Source organism: Thiothrix sp. UBA5583, assembly GCA_002425225.1.
Lineage (GTDB): Bacteria > Pseudomonadota > Gammaproteobacteria > Thiotrichales > Thiotrichaceae > Thiothrix > Thiothrix moscowensis.
The window spans coordinates 52,179-69,066 of sequence record DILV01000013.1 but is presented as its reverse complement, the minus strand read 5'-3'; the positions used below and the strand labels follow the sequence as shown (position 1 = coordinate 69,066).

Here is a 16,888-nt window from a genome sequence, read left to right as displayed (position 1 = left end):
GGAAGCGGGGGCAAGCTGCGTTACATGCCTTGTTCTCACTTCTGCGCGGCTAAGACCACAAAACACATAATGAGCCGATTATGTTTTTCTCCGAATACACTGGGAGATTGCTGGGCCGGATCAAACAAGCGATCGGGTGTTCTGCCAGATTTGAGTGCTTTTTCAAAATAGCTGCTGGTTTGGGCAATGCGTTGGTCGCCCAAGCTGTAGTCAATTGCGGTTAGGTGTGCCTTCAATAGCCATTCGTTGGCTTTATCATCAAGTTGGGCAGTGATTGCTGCTTGTTTTTCTTGTAAACGCTGCTGTTCAGTAAGAAGTGCATCCTGCTCTTGGGTGATACTGTCCGCGTCCAGCACCGCCCGCGCTTGCACGTATTCGCCCGCATCAAAATGTTGCTTGGCTAACTTCAGACGCTCACTGTTGAGAGAGATGCGCTGGAAATCTTCCGCCAGCTTCAGCACATCACGTTTGAAGTCTTCCATCTGTTGCAGCAATCGTGCTAACTCTTGCCGGAAGTCTGAGTCATCGGGGTATTTTTGTATACGCTCTAGCAGCTTCTGTCGCTGGCTTTCCATTGCTTGATAGGATGCGGAATGGTAGAGGTTTTGGATGATTTGGTTATCGTTGCCAACAATTGCATGACCGCCATCCGTGGCGATATTGCCCGTGTGGATGCCGGATGCCTCCATGTCTCAGCCTATACTGTTACGATTGCCAACAATCACCGAACCGCCCGTGGTCGAGATATTGCCCGTGGTAATGGTGCTAATATCGCCCGTACCACCCATCGCCAATTGCGTGAGGCTATCGCGTAAGGCTTGGTTGGTTTCCAGCATTGCCTGTAGCGCAATCTCAAATTCAGTTTGCTGGTTGTTGGCAGTGTAACCGGAAAGCCGCGCAAACCCCGCCCCCGTCAGTGCTTTGATGCCATCGTAAGCCGCATTGCCAACCACACCGCCCGCAATGGCACTCCACGCAAAATTGGTTAATTCCACTATGTCCATCGTAAGCCTCATTGGGGAAGTTAGGTTGTTTGCAAGTTTAATAAATTAGCACAGTGACGACCGTGATAAGAAACACATTATCCGCGTCATGCGTTTAACGCCCCAAACTCGCCCGAATCGCCTTCAACGGCATAAACAAATTCTCAAGCTGATCCGGTGCTGCCAGAAACCCGAACTGCAAATAATACTGCCGCGCTGCTGCATGTTTGGCATCGACAAACAGCCCCGCCAGCCCCATTGCCTCATTCACATCCAGCGTTTTTTGCATGGCTTCGACCAGCAGATACGCGCCATAACCTTGGCGTTGGCAATCCTTGCTGACTGCCAGCCGCGCCAGCTTGGCAGCGGGGATACGGGTCGGATACTTCTTCACCCATTCCGGCGGCAACTGTTCCGCCACCACCTCGCAAACCGTCAGTGTCATATAGGCAAGAATCCGTTCAGGCTGTGCCTCATCCACCAACACATAAGTGCGGGAAATGCCCTTGTCCTGATGCTGGCGTGCGGTAGTTTGTAGGTAATGGTTCAGGGCAGCATCGCCACAATCAAACGCCGTCCGCTGGTGGGATTTGTTTAAAGGAACAGCACACTTCACTCAACGCAACCCCTGTTTGTGGGCGGCAACCGCCTGTAACAGTTTGGCGTTAGGCTTGGGGGGATTATCCAGCGCATTAAAAAACCAGACAGAATCCTGCATCGACAGGCGGATGATATTTTCCTGCTCAATCATGCGTTGGGCTTTTTCCAGTGCTGCCTGCACCAGAAACTGGTTCAGCGTTGCCCCGGAAAGCTCCGCTGCCTGGGTTAACAACAGTTTGACTTCTTCGGAAATGCGGGCGGTGACGCGCTCGTTTTTGGGCATGACGGCTTGCATGGCATTCATTATCTCGGTGACAAAATGACACCACAAAGCCTATGCGCTTAGGGTTTGTTTGTCAAACGGCATGATATAATCACGCAAAACTCACCGTCACCCGCGCTCCACCATCGACGCGATTTTCCAGCCGCAACGCCCCGCCATGCAGCCGCGCCACCATGTTCACAATCGCCAGCCCCAACCCCGTGCCACCTTGCGTCGGTGACAGCACGAAATCGGTTTCCCGCCGCGCCAGCAATTCGGCAGCAAAGCCCTTGCCCTGATCTTCAACCGTGACTTGTACCCCTGCCACCGTAACGTGGATGTGTGGTTGAGCGGAGGCAACACCATGCTTGCGGGCATTTTCCAGCAGATTGCGCACCGCCACCGTTACCAGCCGGGGATCGAGATTGACCACCGTCGCAGCCGCATCCAGCGTTACCGAATCGTCATCGGGCAGCAGGGTTTCGACCAGCAAATCCAGCCGCACAGGTTGGCGTTCCAGACTTGCGCCCGCATCCAGCCGCGCAAATAGCAGCAGGTCTTCGAGCGTATGGGTGGCACTGCGTAACAAGCCATCCATGCGGCTCAAGGCGAGTTGCGGGGCTTCGTCGCCACGCTGGGCGGATTCGCAAATACTGCGCAAGGCGGCGACCGGCGTGCGTAATTCGTGGGCAGTGGCGGCGAGGAAACGTTCGCGCTGACGCAACGCAGCCAGTACCGGGCGCAGACTCCACGCCGTCAGCCCGACCCCGACCAGCAGACCGAGGATGCCCAGTAAGGCACTTGCACCAACAATCCGCTGCACGAATGCCTGATATGCCACTTGCCCCGGTGTCGGGTCGGCAACGGTAATGATCATGGCTTTGGGGGTGCTGGTGTCACCCTGATCCAGAAAGGTGGGGATGGCGTGCAGTCGGTACGGCTTGCCGTCGGTATCCTGCCCATCAAGGTAGAGTTTCTGCCCTTGCCCCATCACGCTAGTTTGCAGTTGGGTGAAATTGGTGAGGTTGAAATGTGGGCGAGTTGGGGCGAAATGGCGGGTGGGCGGGTTTCCCGGTTCGATGACCCAGATGTCATACGGCGCATCCAACAAATCGTGTTCCAACCGCAACACTTCGTCGTGGAACTTGCCTTGCTGATCAAACCACGTCAAGCCATACACCGAGGTGGCGTAGAGGGCAAGTTCGGTATCAAGGTCGGTTTCGCGCAATTCTGCCCGCAGGTCGATGGCGACTTTGGCGAGGATGGCAATACCCAACAGCCATGCCATACCCCATACCAATAGCAGCGGAATACCCAGCCGCAACAGCCGCGTCCGCTGGCTGGGGTCAACATTCATGGGCATCGTCCAGCTTGTAGCCGTGACCGCGCACCGTTTTGATCAGGGCAGGTTCACCCAGCTTGCGCCGCAGTGAGGCAATAATGGTTTCTTCAACGTTGGAGGCAGGACTGTCCAGCGTATCCCAACAGTATTCGAGGATGTCGTTGCGTGACACAGCGCGGCGGTTACGCACTGCCAGCAGTTCCAACACGGCGTATTCCTTAGGGCGTAAGGGAATCAGCACACCGCCACGGCGCACTTCATGCCGCCCGCTATCCACTTCCAGATCAGCCACCCGCAGGATGGTATCGCGTAACGGTTCGCCGCGTCGTGCCAGTACGTTGATGCGGGCAATCAGTTCATCCATTGCAAACGGTTTGACCAGATAATCGTCTGCACCGACCTGCAAACCTTCCACCCGATCTTCGATGCGATCGCGGGCGGTCAGTAACAGAATCGGGGTGCGGTTGGCGGTGCTGCGCAATGCTTGCAACAAGGTGAGGGAATCGCCATCGGGCAACATGCGGTCAAACACGCCTACGTCGTAGTGTGCGCCGTTCAGGTGGGTGCGGAGTTCGCGGAGACTGGACACTTCGTCCACACTGTTGCCGAGGGCGCGTAGCCGTCGGGCGATAGCTTCGCGGAGTTCGGTATGATCTTCAGCAAGCAGGATACGCATTATGCCTCCCATACTGTGATGTAATGATTTGCATCAGAATCCGTCAAAATCTTGCGCACGACCCGCTACAGAATTTGCTGGGCTGCCCGCAAACCAGACAGATACGCCCCATGCACACTGCTGAAATGCTTGCGCTCGGTAGCTTCCCCGGCAAACAACACCGTCTTGCCCAAACTTTCCGCCAGATGGTCACGCATGGCTGGCGTTGATCCCACGCTATTGAAGGAATACGCCCCCCGCGCATACGGGTCGGCATTCCAGCGGGTAAGCTGGTAATCCACCGGCTCGGGAATATTGTTGCCGAACATCTTGCGTAAGGTTTGCATGGCATCAGCGACGATTTGCTGGTCTGTCCATTGCTCGATGCGCTTGCCGCGTTCCGCTGCATTGAAACCCAGCAGCACCGGCCAGCCCGCTACCCGCGTCAGGCTCACCCACTCTGTCCATGCGCCTGCTTCGGTGGGGATATATTCCAGCCAGTCCTGATCCTGCGGCCAGAAAACCTTGGGAAATTGCAGGTAGCACTTGTTTAACGTCCCCATTCCCAATGCCGCAATAGCTTGCCGCTTGCGGGCAGGCAATGGCGGGGAAAAGGTCACTTGCCCACTTTTCAACACGCCCAGCGGCAAGGTGATGATGACGTGATCGGCCTGAAACGCACCCCTGTCGGTCTGCACGGCTACTTGCTTGTCTGACCATACGACCTTTTGTACGATGTGTTGCAAGCGCACATCCAACCCATTTGCCAAATGCCCGACGATGACCTGATAGCCCTCCGCGAACAGCGCATCATCGCCCTTGAATGCCGCTGCTGCATCATGCCAGTGTGCAGAAAGCTCGTGGATACCGCCTGCGTATTCTTGCTCCAGCGTGCTGTTCAAAATGAACTGCACCAGTTGGCGTTCGTTTGCCTTCAGTTTGTTCCAGCCCAAGGCTTTTTCCACAGCGGCTTTTACAGATTGATCCCTGTCAGCATTTTGTGCAGCTTCCAGGGCGTTGTCGACACGCGCTTGCCACTGCTCCAACTGACGACTTTCGGCATTGTTCAAGGGTTTGCCAGCAGTGTTGTAGGTGGTGGTTTCTGCATAACGGGTAATCAAACGCTTTGCCCCGATGCGGTCAGCCAAAGCGGATAAGGGGTTGTCTTTTGCACCGTGAATCCAGGTTGCACCAAGGTCTACGGGCATCTGCTGCCAGCGGTTGCTCGTCCACAAACGCCCGCCCAAACGGTCGCGTGCTTCCACAACGGTCACGGAATGCCCTTGTTGACGCAGGGTTTGCGCGGCAGTCAGACCGGCGATACCTGCGCCAACTACCACAATGCGTTTGGCGGGGGCAGCGGACAGCGGCACAACACTAGTGCTTGCCAACAAACCGGCAATCTGTTGTAAAAATTTTCTGCGACTCATAGGGTTTGTTACCTCGGCTCCTGTTGCTGGGGGCAGGTTTTCAACGCAGCATCTACAAACGCGGCAAACTCAGGATCGTGTTGGAGCTTGACCGCTGTTTGGTATTCCTCGCCCGACAAGTAAAGTTCGTGGTAACAGACTTCCGCTGCCAAACCTTTGTGCCACTGCGGGTCATCAGGATAGGTTGTGTAAATCTGTTCCGCACTGTAGAGGAAATAGGTCACGAACCATTCATAGCCGGACTTCGCTCCCTTGTTTTCACTGGGTTGGGCATTGGCGAAATCGGGCTTGTCGATGGCGAGCTTGAGGTATTCCTTGAAGGCTTCGCGGGCAGAGGCTTCACGCTGGATGTTTTCCGCTGCCTTGATCTGCCAGATGGCAATGACTAATGCCAATACCGCGACAAGGGCGGTGGCAATAGTGCTGATATGGGCAAGGTAACGGAGGTCAAAGCGGCGCATGGATTATTTCCTAAGCGAATACGTTGAGCAACCATAGCACTACCAGCGGCAACGATACCAGCCTGTGGTAAAGTCTCGCGGGTAATTCGCATTTCTGCATGGCCTGCCCCTATAATGCGCCACACACAGTTTTGAGAGAGGAACCCCCGTGCGCATTCGCCTAAACACCAAATGGAACAAGCAGGAACGTGAAGTTTCGCTGGAAGAAACCGTCAGCGTGCTGGCCTTCAACGCCTGGAAAATCGGTATGAAAGCCCTGCTGGAAATCGAGAACGAGAATTTCCAGACCGATACCCAAATGCAGCGCGTGATGGTAATGGAGGAAATCATGGCCTTCATGATTCACGTCCTCGACCGCATTTCGCACGAGGTGATGAACGACGAAGACCGTGCCCATTTGGTCACGACCTTTGCACTGAAAATTGCCGACCATGTGCAAGACAATGCGCGTGATTTCGGCGGCCCCGGCGATTACCGTAATCCGTTCATCAACAAGCTGAACCAACGCATGTCTGACTACGCAGAAACCACATGGGGCAAAGTTGGGCAAGAACCAGGATTTTCCATGAGTCTGGCGTTCGGTAATTTCGTCGCCGACAGCCTCGGGCCGCGTGACAAGAAATGGGTGCTGGACTACATACAGCGCGTACTGATGCCGGAAATTCTCACCACCTACAAAAAAGTGCTGGCAAGACTGGGAATGCTGGAACCCGCCTAACCCAACAGACAGGATGTTTTCTTCTGGGTATTGCAGATCCGCCCTTCAACTTGAGGGGCAATGCCTTGCCCACTGCTTCGCTGCAATGCCGACACAACCAAGTCTTTCAAATCCGGGCGGGGTTTGCCAGGGTCAACGATTAACTTTTCGCTGAGCATGGTATAGCCATCCTGATCACCTGAACTGTCCAGTAAATAGTCATTGACGACTGCTAGAATAGTGTCATCCGGCTTGACCGGGCGAATGCCTTGCGGAGTAATCAGGCTGAGATTTTCTGCTGTACCCTTGTCCGGGTCATGACGGAAAGTAAAACCGCTGACCTGCAACCAGTGACCGTTGCCCGTCCAGTCGGTGATGGAACGGTTGACTACTGCCTGTAACTGCTTGCCGGTCAGGCGCACCATCGACAAACGGGTGGGGTAAGCAAACAGGGTATCAATATGCTTACGGGTAATGTTACCGGCGGGGATGTCCTGATTCAGGCGCATTCCACCCGAATTGAGGAAGGCAATTTGTGCCCCGTCAGCCGCAAATTGCGCATGGGCAGTATCTGCCAACCAGTTGCCAAGATTGGTTTCAAAGCGGCGGATAGTCAGTTCTTCGCCTTTGAGGGCAACCTGGGTTTTACCCAATACGGCATTCAGGCAACCCGCTGCGTCAGCTTTTTCTGCACAGAATTCTGCATCAAAACGCGCATCCCATTGGGCAATCTGTTGCTGGGCAAGCATATCCGGGAGGTATTTGCCGGGCAAATCGACAAATTCCAGTGAAGCCTGCGCGGGCTTGCCCGGTTGCAAACGTACCACCGCAACACTGGCGGCATCAGAATCCGCCTTGACGATGCGCCGCCCGTTGACTTGCTGATCCTGACGTTCGTGTTCATGCCCACCAGCAATCAGATCGGGAGCATCATCACCCAAAGCTGCCAGTAGTTCCTTGTCCTGTTGTACAGTCTGGTGGGTCAGGGCAATCACCACCTCAGCCCCTCGCTGGCGTAGCTGCCGGGTTGCCGTGCGTACCGCATCGACTGGCGGCGTAAAACGGGCAATGTATTCGGCAGATTTCACATCAGTGGAAGCACTGACCACACCTACCTTTTTGCCCTTGATGGTCAGCAATTGCGAGTGTAGCAAGTTGTCAGCCTGAATGATGCTGCGTCCCGCTGACACCTGCCGGAACTCAATGTTGGTTCCCAGCCAGGCAAACTGTGATTCGCGGATACGGCTTTGCAGCATGTTGGCATGTTTGAGCTTACCCTTTTCAAACTCGTGGTTACCAAACGTGACAAACATGTAGGGGTCGAATGCCTGGCTGTCACCATCCAGATAATTCATGACATTCACCATCTGCTCGCCGTTGTAGCGCTGGCTCAGGAGGGACGGAAACAGAAAGTCGCCTGCATGTAACAGCAGGACATCACCCTCCTTTTTTTCCAGTTCAGCCCGCAGGCTGCGCACATGCGGCAGGTTGTCGAGACGGTAAATGTCGTTAATGACCAGGATGGTCAGAGGGCGTTCCTCTTCATCGTCTGGTACTTGCTGCCCCGGAACCCATTGGTCTGGCAGGAGAGAACAAGCACCAACACTCAGCAACAGAGAAATGCCCAACAGGGTACGGTGTAACTTTTTCATTTGCGGGAACCCTTGGCTTTTTTGTTCCATCAGAGTGTAGCGGAATCCCGACAAATGTGGGAAGCAAACAACAGCTTACCTCCCACTTTAGGTATTTACCAGCCGACGAAGCCAACCACTTTGTCTGCCAGTTCATCGGCATACAGGTCAAGGAAGAAATGGTCAGCACCCTCTACCGTTTCCAGCTTAAGGTTTTCCTGCTTGATACCTTCCAGTTTGGCAGGCAAATCAGCAACTACTTCATCCGCTGACCCCATCACGATCAGCATCGGCTTTTTGATCTTCGACAACAGATTGGGCGTGTTGCGGCGTTCGTCTGTTTTGTAATAACCGATGACACTGTTGGCGGTAGCCTTGGCATTTTCACAGTAAACCAGCCCCGGCAATTCCATCACCGTGTCACCCTTGCCTGCATCTACCAGTTTCTGCGCTTCTGCCAGAATGTCTGCCAGCGGTTTTTTGTAACGTTCCTCGTATTCCTTGCTGGCCTTGTCCGGGTCAGCGGTAGCCGGGGCAACTGCCACCACTTTGTCTAGTAGGGCGGAATCCTTTTCTGCTGCATACCAGGCGGCCTGGTTGCCACCGCGTGAGTGCCCCAGCACCACTACCTTGCTTGCACCCTGCTCTTTCAGCCAGTTCATCCAGGTATCCAGTTCGGCAATCGCGTCTTCATGCTTGTGTTTGTGCTCAATCTTGCAATCCAGCATGTCGGAAGGGCGCTTGTCTACACTGAAACTGAGGTTGACTGCCAGCGTGTTGTAGCCTTTTTCCTTGAGCAGGTCAGCCAACGCCTGCATGATTTCCATTTTGTTGTGGGCAAACGTGCCGTGCAGCAGCAGGACTACCCCATCCTTGGCAGTTTTGCCATCTGCCAGCGTCAGCTCACCACGCAAGGTGGTGTCGCCCTGTTTGACGGTAACTTCATCCGCCTGCGCCGTACTGAATGCCATGCCCAGTGCCAGCGTCAGTGCTGCGGTCATATGGGAAATTTTCAACATTGTCTCCTCCTCCGGTGTTGTTCAGATGCCCATCGCTTGTTTTGCGATCTGGTATTTTAGGAATTCCATGCGGTCAACCACATTTAACCCAGCATTTCTGAGTATTTTCCAAGGTGTCAGAGTGTTGCCAAACAGCAGGCGGAAACCTTCCATCGCTTTTTGGGTAAGGATATTGTCACCGCGCCGGGCGCGTTCATACGCCCGCAGCACTTTCACGCTGCCGACATCGCCGTGAATGGCCTGCAACTGTCTTGCCAGTCCCACTGCATCCTTGATACCGAGATTGACACCTTGCCCCGCCAGGGGGTGGATGGTGTGAGCTGCATCACCAACCAAAGCAACACGTTCCTGAATATAGGGTTCGGCATGACGCCCACGCAGGGAAAAGGCGGCACGTTCACCTACTGCCGTGATTTCACCCAGCCGCCTATCCAGCGCTTGTGCCAGTTCACGGCGGAAATCGGCTTCATCCCTTTGCACCAAGGCATCGGCACGATCCGCAGGCAGCGTCCAGACGATGGAGCAGGAGCCATCCCCCAGCGGCAAAAACGCCAGCGGGCCGGAAGGCATGAAGCGTTGCCAAGCCGTTTCCTGATGAGGCAATTCGGTTTGCACCACGCATACCAGCCCTTTCTGCCCGTAATCGTTGATGTCAAGACCTATCCCTGCCAGTTGGCGAACTCTGGATTGCGCCCCATCCGCCCCCACCAGCAGTTGTCCTTGCAGGCTTGTGCCACTGTGCAAGGTGACGGTTACGGCATTGTCATCCACAGCGAAACCTGCCAGCTTGTCGGGGCAATAGAGGTCAACGTTATCGAGCTTCTGGATGGCATCCAGCAGGGCAAGCTGGATGATACGGTTTTCGACGATATGTCCCAAATCCGGCTCGCCAATATCAGCCGCATCAAAACGGATTTGCCCATCACCCGTCGCATCCCACACCTGCATCGCTTCATAGGCACAGCTACGGCGAGCCGCCACCCCTTCCCAAGCCCCTGCTTCTGCCAGTGCCCGCTGCGAAGCCCGGCTAATCGCAGACACCCGCAAGTCGTAAGGGCCAGACGAGGAAAACGGCGGTGGCTGATGCGCTTCCAGCACTGCCACCCGCTTGCCGGATTTGCCCAGCAAACAGGCCAGCGTGGAACCAACCATGCCGCCACCAGCGATGATAACGTCGTATTGCATTGTTACACCCTCCTTCAAGGAATCCTGCAATTCTACGCCGTTCCGGTTATCATTCCATATTTTACGTCAGCATTTGCACGAACATGGCAAAACCCAAAAAGAAAAGCACCCCCGGCAGTAAAACCATCGCTCTCAACAAGCAGGTACGCCACGACTACTACATTGAGCAGACCTATGAAGCCGGTCTGGTCTTGCAAGGCTGGGAAGTCAAAAGCCTGCGTGACGGGCGCATCCAGATGAAAGACAGTTACGTGATCCTGGAAAAAGGTGAAGCATTCCTGTTTGGCGCACAGATTAGCGCACTGCTGTCGGCCTCCACCCACATCATTCCAGACTCGCGCCGTACCCGCAAACTGTTGCTACATGACTATGAAATCATCCGCCTCAACAACGCGGTCGAGCGCAAGGGTTATACCGTTGTGCCACTGGCAATGTACTGGAAAAACAACCGGGTCAAGGTTGAAATCGGTCTGGCAAAGGGCAAGCAGTTGCACGACAAGCGTGATACCGAGAAGGCCCGTGACTGGGGACGTGAAAAAGACCGGATCATGAAACGGGGTTAACACATGGAACTCTCTGCACCGATGCGCAACCGGGTCAAGGTATGCGGCATCACCTCGGCTACTGATGCTCAAAGCGTTGCCAATGCCGGGGTTGATGCCATTGGCTTGGTGTTTTACCCCAAAAGCAAACGCAACCTGACTATCGAACAGGCGGCTCTCATTTGCCAGCAAACCCCCCCTTTTGTCACAACCGTAGGCTTGTTTCTGGATGCTGAGGCAAGTTTTGTACGTGACGTGCTAGCTGCCGTCCCACTGGATGTTTTGCAATTTCATGGTTCGGAAACACCGGAGTATTGCCGTCAGTTTTCCCGCCCCTACCTGAAAGCGGTGGGTATGCAAGGCTTGGCTGCTAGTGGAGGTTTTACCGCCTATGCCGACCGTTATCCCGATGCACAAGGCTTTCTGGTTGACAGCCATGCCCCCGGCGCAGCGGGCGGCACTGGCCTGACCTTCGACTGGACACAGGTTCCACAGGATTACCACAAACCCATCATTCTCGCAGGTGGCCTGACAGCGGAAAATGTGGCAGCAGCAATCCGTACCAGCCGGGTCTACGCAGTAGATGTCAGCAGTGGTGTGGAAAGTGCGCCAGGAGTGAAGGATCCCGCCAAAGTTGCCGCCTTCATGCTGGCTATCCAATAGGGGTGGACAAAAAAAATCGCCCGCTGGGTTACAGCGGGCAATGGAGGATTGGTGGATCAGGTAGCTAGAGAGAGGAGAGGAGGAGGAGTTACACCCTGACCCACACGCCGACTAAAATCGGTATCAACTCAAGAATTAAGCAGCTTTGGCTTTGGCAGCAGCTTTCTTGGTTGCGTCAACAGTTTTTTCAGCCGCTTCTTTAGTCATTTCAACGACTTCAGCAGTAGCTTTTTCAACGGCTTCAGTGGTTTTTTCGACAGCTTCAGTTGCAGCTTTCTTGCCAGCTTCTACTGCTTGCTCAGCGCCAGCTTGAGTGTATTTGGCTGCTTCTTCCATGATGGCAGTCAGTTCGTCACGAACCGCAGTCAGCATTTCAGTGGCTTCGCGCATGTTGGCAACCCATTTTTCGCCACAAGTGCGAGCAACGTCTTGTTGCAGAGCGCTCAGTTCGCTCAGATCTTTAACTTTAGTTGCTGCTTCAGCGTTCTTGGCACCCATTTCAACGCAAGACTTAACCAGGTCAGCTTGCTTGGTAGCCAGAGTTTCAAAGGTTTTCATGTTCAGTTCGCCAATTTTCTTGGCAGAAGCCATAGCGCTGTCACTGAATTGTTTCACGATGTTCATCATTTCGTTTTGCATGGTAAATCTCCTTAAATTAGCGGTTCAATTTTTATTGCTTTGCAGCATTTGATGCGGTGCACAATATCGAGTTCTCGAAAGCGTGTCAACCACTTTTTTGTTGCGATGCACAAAAATAATAAAACTTCATCTTTCCGTCATCTGACGTTGAAACGGAGTGTTACCAGACAAAAAAAATTGCCCGCTGGGTCACAGCGGGCAATGAAGGATTGGTGGGTCAGATAGCCAGAGAGGAGAGGAGGAATTACACCCTGACCCACACACCGATTAAAATCGGTATCAACTCAAGAATTACGCAGCTTTGGCTTTGGCAGCAGCTTGCTTGGTTGCATCAACAGTTTTTTCAGCCGCTTCTTTGGTCATTGCAACGACTTCAGCAGTGGCTTTTTCAACCGCTTCAGTGGTTTTTTCGACAGCTTCAGTTGCAGCTTTCTTGCCAGCTTCTACTGCTTGCTCAGCACCAGCTTGAGTGTATTTAGCAGCTTCTTCCATGATGGCTGTCAGTTCGTCACGAACCGCAGTCAGCATTTCAGTGGCTTCGCGCATGTTAGCAACCCATTTTTCGCCACAAGTGCGAGTAACATCTTGTTGCAGAGCGCTCAGTTCGCCCATATCTTTAACTTTGGTTGCTGCTTCAGCGTTCTTGGTACCCATTTCAACGCAAGACTTAACCAGGTCAGCTTGCTTGGTAGCCAGGGTTTCAAAGGTTTTCATGTTCAGTTCGCCAATTTTCTTGGCAGAAGCCATAGCGCTGTCACTGAATTGCTTCACGATGTTCATCATTTCGTTTTGCATGGTAAATCTCCTTAAAGTTAGCGGTTCAGTTTTTGCTGCTTTGCAGCATTTGATGCAGTGCACAATATCGGGTTCTCGAAAGCATGTCAACCACTTTTTTGCTGCACCGCACAAATTCAGCAAAATTTCATCATGCCGTCATCTGACTTTGAGGCTGGCGGCAGTTACGGCATAATATCCCAGTACTTTTGTAGACAAATCCAAACCCGCAATCACTCAGGGATGCCAAAGCCATGACGACATCAGACAAACCTTTCGACGTTGTTAAGTTACAGGAAAACATCCGCCAATTCGGCGAACTACTGGGTGAAATCATCAAGGAGCAGGAGGGTGAAACCGTCTACGCTACTGTTGAAAAGCTGCGACGCGGCTACATCCGTTTGCGCAAGGGTAATGACGAAGAAACCCGCAGCGAACTGATGACCCTGATCGACGGGCTGGATGTGGAAATGCTGGAAAAGGTCATCCGCGCTTTCAATACTTTTTACATCCTCAACAATATCGTCGAGGAAGACTTCCAGCACCGTGAACGCCGCCGCGAAATCCTCAAACCTGACAGCCAGTTGTGGAAAGGCTCGGTACGCCGCACCATTATGGAACTGCAACAGGAAGACATGAGTGCAGATGATCTGCAATTCCTGCTCGACAACATGCGCTACACCCCGGTGTTCACCGCCCACCCGACCGAAGCCCGCCGCCGCACCATGATGGAAATCCAGCGACGCATATTTCTGGTCATCGACCAACTGGATACCACCCAAGACCCCGGCGAACGCGAATCCCTGATCCGCCACCTGAAAGCACAAATCCAGCTCATGTGGCGTACTGACGAAGTACGTACCCGCAAACCCACGGTCGAAGACGAGATCCGCTATGGCCTGTACTATTTCCGCGAATCGCTGTTTGATGCCATCCCCACGGTATACCGCTACTTCGAGCGTGCTGCCCGTATTGCTTACGGTTCAGGTGCGGTCAACGTACCCAGCTTCCTGCGTTTCGGCTCCTGGATTGGTGGCGACCGCGACGGCAACCCGTTCGTCACCCCTGCCCTGACCCGCAAGGCGATTCGGATGCAGATGCAACTGGCACTGGAGGAATACATCCGCCGCACCAAGGAACTGCGTACCATCCTGTCACACTCGCTGGAATTCATTACCCCCACCCCCGAGTTTGCCGCTTATTTGCAGGAGGCCAACCAGCGTACTGGCCTGGGTGAAGTGGTTTTCCACTATGCCAGCGAAAGTTTCCGTCAGGAGCCTTACCGCCGCCTGCTCAGCATCATGCTGCACAAGCTGCAAGCCACCCTCCGCACGGTGAATGAACGCCTGCAAAACGAACATGCCAACCTTGCCAATCATGCTTACAGCGACGTGAGTGAATTCATCCATGAGCTGTACCTGATCCGCGATTCCTTGCGCAGTCACGGCGACCATGTGATTGCCGGGCGCGAACTGAAAGACCTGATCCGCCTTGCCGAAACGTGCGGCTTTGGTTTGTACAAACTCGACATCCGCCAAGAATCCACCATCCACAGCGAAACCGTGGCGGAAGTCCTCCAGCTCTCCGGCCTATGCCACAACTATCTGGAACTGCCAGAAAACGAGCGCATGGAACTGCTGGCGGAACTGATCCTGCGCCCCCGCCTGCCGATGCCACACCGCCCCAAACTGACTGACCGCACCGCAGAAACGCTGGAAATCTTTGATACCCTGCTGGAAATGCGCAATGAAGCAGGCGCAGGTATTTTTGGTACTTACGTCATTTCCATGACCCACCATGCCAGTCACATCATGGAAGTGCTGCTGCTGGCACACATGGCCGGGCTGGTTGGCTACGACCAAGACCGCCAGTTGTTCTGTCACATCCAGATTTCACCCTTGTTTGAAACCATCGACGACCTCAAGCGCATTACCCATGTACTTAGCCACTTGCTGGAAAATGAAGCCTACCGCGCCTGCCTGAGCGCTTCCGGCAATATGCAGGAGGTCATGCTGGGTTACTCCGACTCATGCAAGGATGGCGGCATCCTCGCCTCCAACTGGAACCTGTACAACGCGCAGAAGGAAGTGATTGCCCTGACCGACAGCTTCGGCGTCAAATGCCGCTTGTTCCACGGGCGTGGCGGTACGGTCGGGCGCGGCGGTGGTCCTACCCACGAAGCCATCATTGCCCAGCCACCCGATACGGTACACGGGCAAATCAAGTTCACCGAACAGGGTGAAGTACTGGCAGCCAAATACAGTAACGTGGAAACAGCCGTGTATGAGCTGGGGGTAGGCACAACCGGTTTGCTCAAAGCCAGTGTGGGCTTACTGAAAAAGCGCGGTTCCTACCCGGAAGACTTCCATGCTGCCATGAGTGACATTGCCGCCAGTGGTGAACAAAAATACCGCCTGTTGACCGACCTCACACCGGGGCTGATGGACTATTTCTACGAAGCCACGCCGGTACAGGAAATTGCCCTGCTCAACATTGGTTCCCGCCCTTCACACCGCAAGAAAACCGTGCGCGACAAGAGTTCGATCCGTGCCATTCCCTGGGTATTCGGCTGGGCACAATCCCGCCACACCCTGCCTGCCTGGTACGGTATCGGCACGGCTTTGGCAGCGTTCCGCGCAGCCCACCCGGACAATGGCGGCTTGCTGGAACGCATGTACGACGAATGGCCTGCCTTCCGCTCCCTGCTCGGCAACGTACAGATGGCGATGTACAAGGGGGAAATGGATATTGCCCACGAATACGCGGCACTTGCCCGCGATCAGGCTAATGCCCAGACCATTTATGCCGACATCCGCGCCGAATATGAATTGACCCGCGATGAGGTATTGCGGGTTGCCCGCTTGCAGGTTCTGATGGATGAAGCACCACTGCTGCAATATTCCTTACAACGCCGCAACCCTTACCTCGACCCACTCAACCACATCCAGATCGTGCTGATCCGGCGGCATCGTGAGTATGTCCAGCAGACCGGCGATACCAATTCCTCATGGTTGCCGACCTTGCTGCGTACCATCAATGCGATTGCAGCGGGAATGCGCAATACGGGTTGACCAGCCGCAAAAACAAAAAAGGCCGCAAATGCGGCCTTTTTTCAGGGAGTGATGTGCAACTCAGGGGCTAAAGGAAGACCCGCAGCCGCAAGTCGTCGTTGCATTAGGATTACGGATCACAAACTGTGCTCCTTCCAGACCTTCGCTGTAGTCGATCTCTGCACCAACCATGTACTGGAAGCTCATCGGGTCGATCAGCAAAGTGACACCACAGTTTTCCACAGCAGTGTCATCATCATTCATGTTTTCATCAAACGTGAAACCATACTGGAAGCCGGAACAACCACCACCCTGCACAAACACACGCAGCTTCAGTGCGGAATTGCCTTCGTCTTCAATCAAAGCCTTGACCTTGGTCGCCGCCGCATCGGTAAAAACCAGCGGAGCCGGAATAGCTGTTTCAACTGTCATTACAAAATCTCCTGCTCAAAAACACGATTGCCTTACGTTACCACCGTCAGGGTAACGCAGCAAAGAATCCTTATTCGCTGTCGGATGCTGCACGTGGGGCGTTATAGGCCGAAGAATCCGGTTTCTGGCGCACCAGTTTGCCGTTGACTTCCGCACCCACCGCCATTTCCAGCAAGTTGTAGTAAACGTCGCCACAGATGCGGGCTTTCTCAAACAGTTCCACCTTGCCACTGGCAAAAACATCACCGTCGATCATGCCATTCAGCACCATACTGGGAACCCGCACTTCACCCTGGATATGCCCATGCTCGCTCAGAATCAGGGTTGCATCGTCACCATCTGCCACCAGATTACCCTTGATCACACCTTCCACGTGCAAACCACCTGAGAAACGCAGGTCGCCATCAATCGTTGTCCCCTTGCCAATCAGGGTATCAACCCTGGCGCTGCGAATTTTCTGGTCGTTGTGACCACCGCCGCTGACTGGGCCGCTGGAACCCTTGGCAGTTTTTCCGAACATGCT

19 protein-coding genes are annotated in these 16,888 nt (G+C 54.2%); 4 read left to right on the top strand and 15 right to left on the bottom strand.

All coding sequences use genetic code 11. The annotated features are described in order from the left end of the window. Positions 1-35: 35 nt before the first annotated feature. The 8 genes from B2U47_RS04475 to B2U47_RS04440 form a co-directional block, all read right to left on the bottom strand. Positions 36-689 carry a hypothetical protein gene (locus B2U47_RS04475; RefSeq protein WP_296688248.1) on the bottom strand — a complete coding sequence of 218 codons (654 nt, stop codon included), beginning with the start codon at positions 687-689 and terminating at the stop codon, positions 36-38. Between the two features lie 3 nt (positions 690-692). Further along, positions 693-1,004 (bottom strand): hypothetical protein, encoded by a 312-nt coding sequence (locus B2U47_RS04470; protein ID WP_296678810.1) that lies wholly within the window; start codon positions 1,002-1,004, stop codon positions 693-695. 94 nt (positions 1,005-1,098) lie between these two features. Next, positions 1,099-1,599, bottom strand: coding sequence for a GNAT family N-acetyltransferase (locus tag B2U47_RS04465; RefSeq protein WP_296678812.1), 501 nt, complete (start codon positions 1,597-1,599; stop codon positions 1,099-1,101). Further along, on the bottom strand, positions 1,600-1,878 hold the full coding sequence (locus B2U47_RS04460; protein WP_296678814.1) for a DUF1778 domain-containing protein: 279 nt from the start codon (positions 1,876-1,878) through the stop codon (positions 1,600-1,602). A 79-nt stretch (positions 1,879-1,957) separates the two neighbouring features. Then, a complete protein-coding gene (locus tag B2U47_RS04455) occupies positions 1,958-3,202 on the bottom strand; it encodes a sensor histidine kinase (protein WP_296678816.1) in 1,245 nt (414 codons plus the stop codon). After that, entirely contained in the window at positions 3,192-3,863 is a 672-nt protein-coding gene (locus B2U47_RS04450) for a response regulator (protein ID WP_296678818.1), read from the bottom strand. The genes B2U47_RS04455 and B2U47_RS04450 overlap by 11 nt, the downstream gene beginning before the upstream one ends. Before the next feature lie 65 nt (positions 3,864-3,928). Beyond that, the gene (locus tag B2U47_RS04445; protein ID WP_296678820.1) at positions 3,929-5,272 is read right to left on the bottom strand and encodes a flavin monoamine oxidase family protein; all 1,344 of its coding nucleotides are present in this window, start codon (positions 5,270-5,272) and stop codon (positions 3,929-3,931) included. A gap of 8 nt (positions 5,273-5,280) precedes the next feature. Further along, positions 5,281-5,733 (bottom strand): hypothetical protein, encoded by a 453-nt coding sequence (locus B2U47_RS04440; RefSeq protein ID WP_296678822.1) that lies wholly within the window; start codon positions 5,731-5,733, stop codon positions 5,281-5,283. A 148-nt stretch (positions 5,734-5,881) separates the two neighbouring features. Here B2U47_RS04440 and B2U47_RS04435 point away from each other — a divergent pair, with 148 nt between their 5' ends. Then, positions 5,882-6,451: a hypothetical protein gene (locus B2U47_RS04435; protein ID WP_296678824.1), complete on the top strand. Its 570-nt coding sequence runs from the start codon at positions 5,882-5,884 to the stop codon at positions 6,449-6,451. Here B2U47_RS04435 and B2U47_RS04430 read toward each other — a convergent pair. From B2U47_RS04430 to B2U47_RS04420, 3 genes are all read right to left on the bottom strand, one after another. Then, positions 6,448-8,082: a bifunctional metallophosphatase/5'-nucleotidase gene (locus B2U47_RS04430; RefSeq protein ID WP_296678826.1), complete on the bottom strand. Its 1,635-nt coding sequence runs from the start codon at positions 8,080-8,082 to the stop codon at positions 6,448-6,450. The two genes, B2U47_RS04435 and B2U47_RS04430, sit on opposite strands and share 4 nt — an antisense overlap. 95 nt (positions 8,083-8,177) lie before the next feature. Further along, entirely contained in the window at positions 8,178-9,080 is a 903-nt protein-coding gene (locus tag B2U47_RS04425; protein WP_296678828.1) for an alpha/beta hydrolase, read from the bottom strand. 21 nt (positions 9,081-9,101) lie between these two features. Next, entirely contained in the window at positions 9,102-10,265 is a 1,164-nt protein-coding gene (locus B2U47_RS04420) for a UbiH/UbiF/VisC/COQ6 family ubiquinone biosynthesis hydroxylase (protein WP_296678830.1), read from the bottom strand. 83 nt (positions 10,266-10,348) lie between these two features. Between B2U47_RS04420 and smpB the strand changes: the two genes are divergently transcribed. Both smpB and B2U47_RS04410 read left to right on the top strand, forming a co-directional pair. Next, positions 10,349-10,828 carry an SsrA-binding protein SmpB gene (smpB, locus tag B2U47_RS04415; RefSeq protein ID WP_296678832.1) on the top strand — a complete coding sequence of 160 codons (480 nt, stop codon included), beginning with the start codon at positions 10,349-10,351 and terminating at the stop codon, positions 10,826-10,828. A gap of 3 nt (positions 10,829-10,831) precedes the next feature. After that, the gene (locus B2U47_RS04410; RefSeq protein ID WP_296678834.1) at positions 10,832-11,470 is read left to right on the top strand and encodes a phosphoribosylanthranilate isomerase; all 639 of its coding nucleotides are present in this window, start codon (positions 10,832-10,834) and stop codon (positions 11,468-11,470) included. 135 nt (positions 11,471-11,605) lie between these two features. Here B2U47_RS04410 and B2U47_RS04405 read toward each other — a convergent pair whose 3' ends face one another. Together B2U47_RS04405 and B2U47_RS04400 are read right to left on the bottom strand one after the other, a co-directional pair. Beyond that, the gene (locus tag B2U47_RS04405) at positions 11,606-12,109 is read right to left on the bottom strand and encodes a phasin family protein (protein WP_296678836.1); all 504 of its coding nucleotides are present in this window, start codon (positions 12,107-12,109) and stop codon (positions 11,606-11,608) included. Positions 12,110-12,400: 291 nt separating this feature from the next. Next, entirely contained in the window at positions 12,401-12,904 is a 504-nt protein-coding gene (locus tag B2U47_RS04400) for a phasin family protein (RefSeq protein ID WP_296678838.1), read from the bottom strand. Positions 12,905-13,137: 233 nt separating this feature from the next. On the opposite strand from B2U47_RS04400, the gene ppc reads away from it, so the two are divergent. Beyond that, entirely contained in the window at positions 13,138-15,954 is a 2,817-nt protein-coding gene (gene ppc, locus B2U47_RS04395) for a phosphoenolpyruvate carboxylase (RefSeq protein ID WP_296678840.1), read from the top strand. Between the two features lie 60 nt (positions 15,955-16,014). On the opposite strand, the gene erpA is transcribed toward ppc, so the two are convergent. Continuing rightward, positions 16,015-16,365 (bottom strand): iron-sulfur cluster insertion protein ErpA, encoded by a 351-nt coding sequence (erpA, locus tag B2U47_RS04390; RefSeq protein ID WP_296678842.1) that lies wholly within the window; start codon positions 16,363-16,365, stop codon positions 16,015-16,017. 70 nt (positions 16,366-16,435) lie between these two features. Then, entirely contained in the window at positions 16,436-16,885 is a 450-nt protein-coding gene (locus tag B2U47_RS04385; protein WP_296678844.1) for a bactofilin family protein, read from the bottom strand. Between the last annotated feature and the right edge of the window lie 3 nt (positions 16,886-16,888).

Coding starts and splice junctions, on each gene's coding strand:
- B2U47_RS04385 (WP_296678844.1), bottom strand. CDS start 16,885: ATGTTCGGAAAAACTGCCAAGGGTTCCAGCGGCCCAGTCAGCGGCGGT.
- B2U47_RS04420 (WP_296678830.1), bottom strand. CDS start 10,265: ATGCAATACGACGTTATCATCGCTGGTGGCGGCATGGTTGGTTCCACG.
- B2U47_RS04460 (WP_296678814.1), bottom strand. CDS start 1,878: ATGCAAGCCGTCATGCCCAAAAACGAGCGCGTCACCGCCCGCATTTCC.
- B2U47_RS04455 (WP_296678816.1), bottom strand. CDS start 3,202: ATGAATGTTGACCCCAGCCAGCGGACGCGGCTGTTGCGGCTGGGTATT.
- B2U47_RS04440 (WP_296678822.1), bottom strand. CDS start 5,733: ATGCGCCGCTTTGACCTCCGTTACCTTGCCCATATCAGCACTATTGCC.
- erpA (WP_296678842.1), bottom strand. CDS start 16,365: ATGACAGTTGAAACAGCTATTCCGGCTCCGCTGGTTTTTACCGATGCG.
- B2U47_RS04410 (WP_296678834.1), top strand. CDS start 10,832: ATGGAACTCTCTGCACCGATGCGCAACCGGGTCAAGGTATGCGGCATC.
- B2U47_RS04470 (WP_296678810.1), bottom strand. CDS start 1,004: ATGGACATAGTGGAATTAACCAATTTTGCGTGGAGTGCCATTGCGGGC.
- B2U47_RS04475 (WP_296688248.1), bottom strand. CDS start 689: ATGGAGGCATCCGGCATCCACACGGGCAATATCGCCACGGATGGCGGT.
- B2U47_RS04400 (WP_296678838.1), bottom strand. CDS start 12,904: ATGCAAAACGAAATGATGAACATCGTGAAGCAATTCAGTGACAGCGCT.
- ppc (WP_296678840.1), top strand. CDS start 13,138: ATGACGACATCAGACAAACCTTTCGACGTTGTTAAGTTACAGGAAAAC.
- B2U47_RS04445 (WP_296678820.1), bottom strand. CDS start 5,272: ATGAGTCGCAGAAAATTTTTACAACAGATTGCCGGTTTGTTGGCAAGC.
- smpB (WP_296678832.1), top strand. CDS start 10,349: ATGGCAAAACCCAAAAAGAAAAGCACCCCCGGCAGTAAAACCATCGCT.
- B2U47_RS04425 (WP_296678828.1), bottom strand. CDS start 9,080: ATGTTGAAAATTTCCCATATGACCGCAGCACTGACGCTGGCACTGGGC.
- B2U47_RS04405 (WP_296678836.1), bottom strand. CDS start 12,109: ATGCAAAACGAAATGATGAACATCGTGAAACAATTCAGTGACAGCGCT.
- B2U47_RS04450 (WP_296678818.1), bottom strand. CDS start 3,863: ATGCGTATCCTGCTTGCTGAAGATCATACCGAACTCCGCGAAGCTATC.
- B2U47_RS04430 (WP_296678826.1), bottom strand. CDS start 8,082: ATGAAAAAGTTACACCGTACCCTGTTGGGCATTTCTCTGTTGCTGAGT.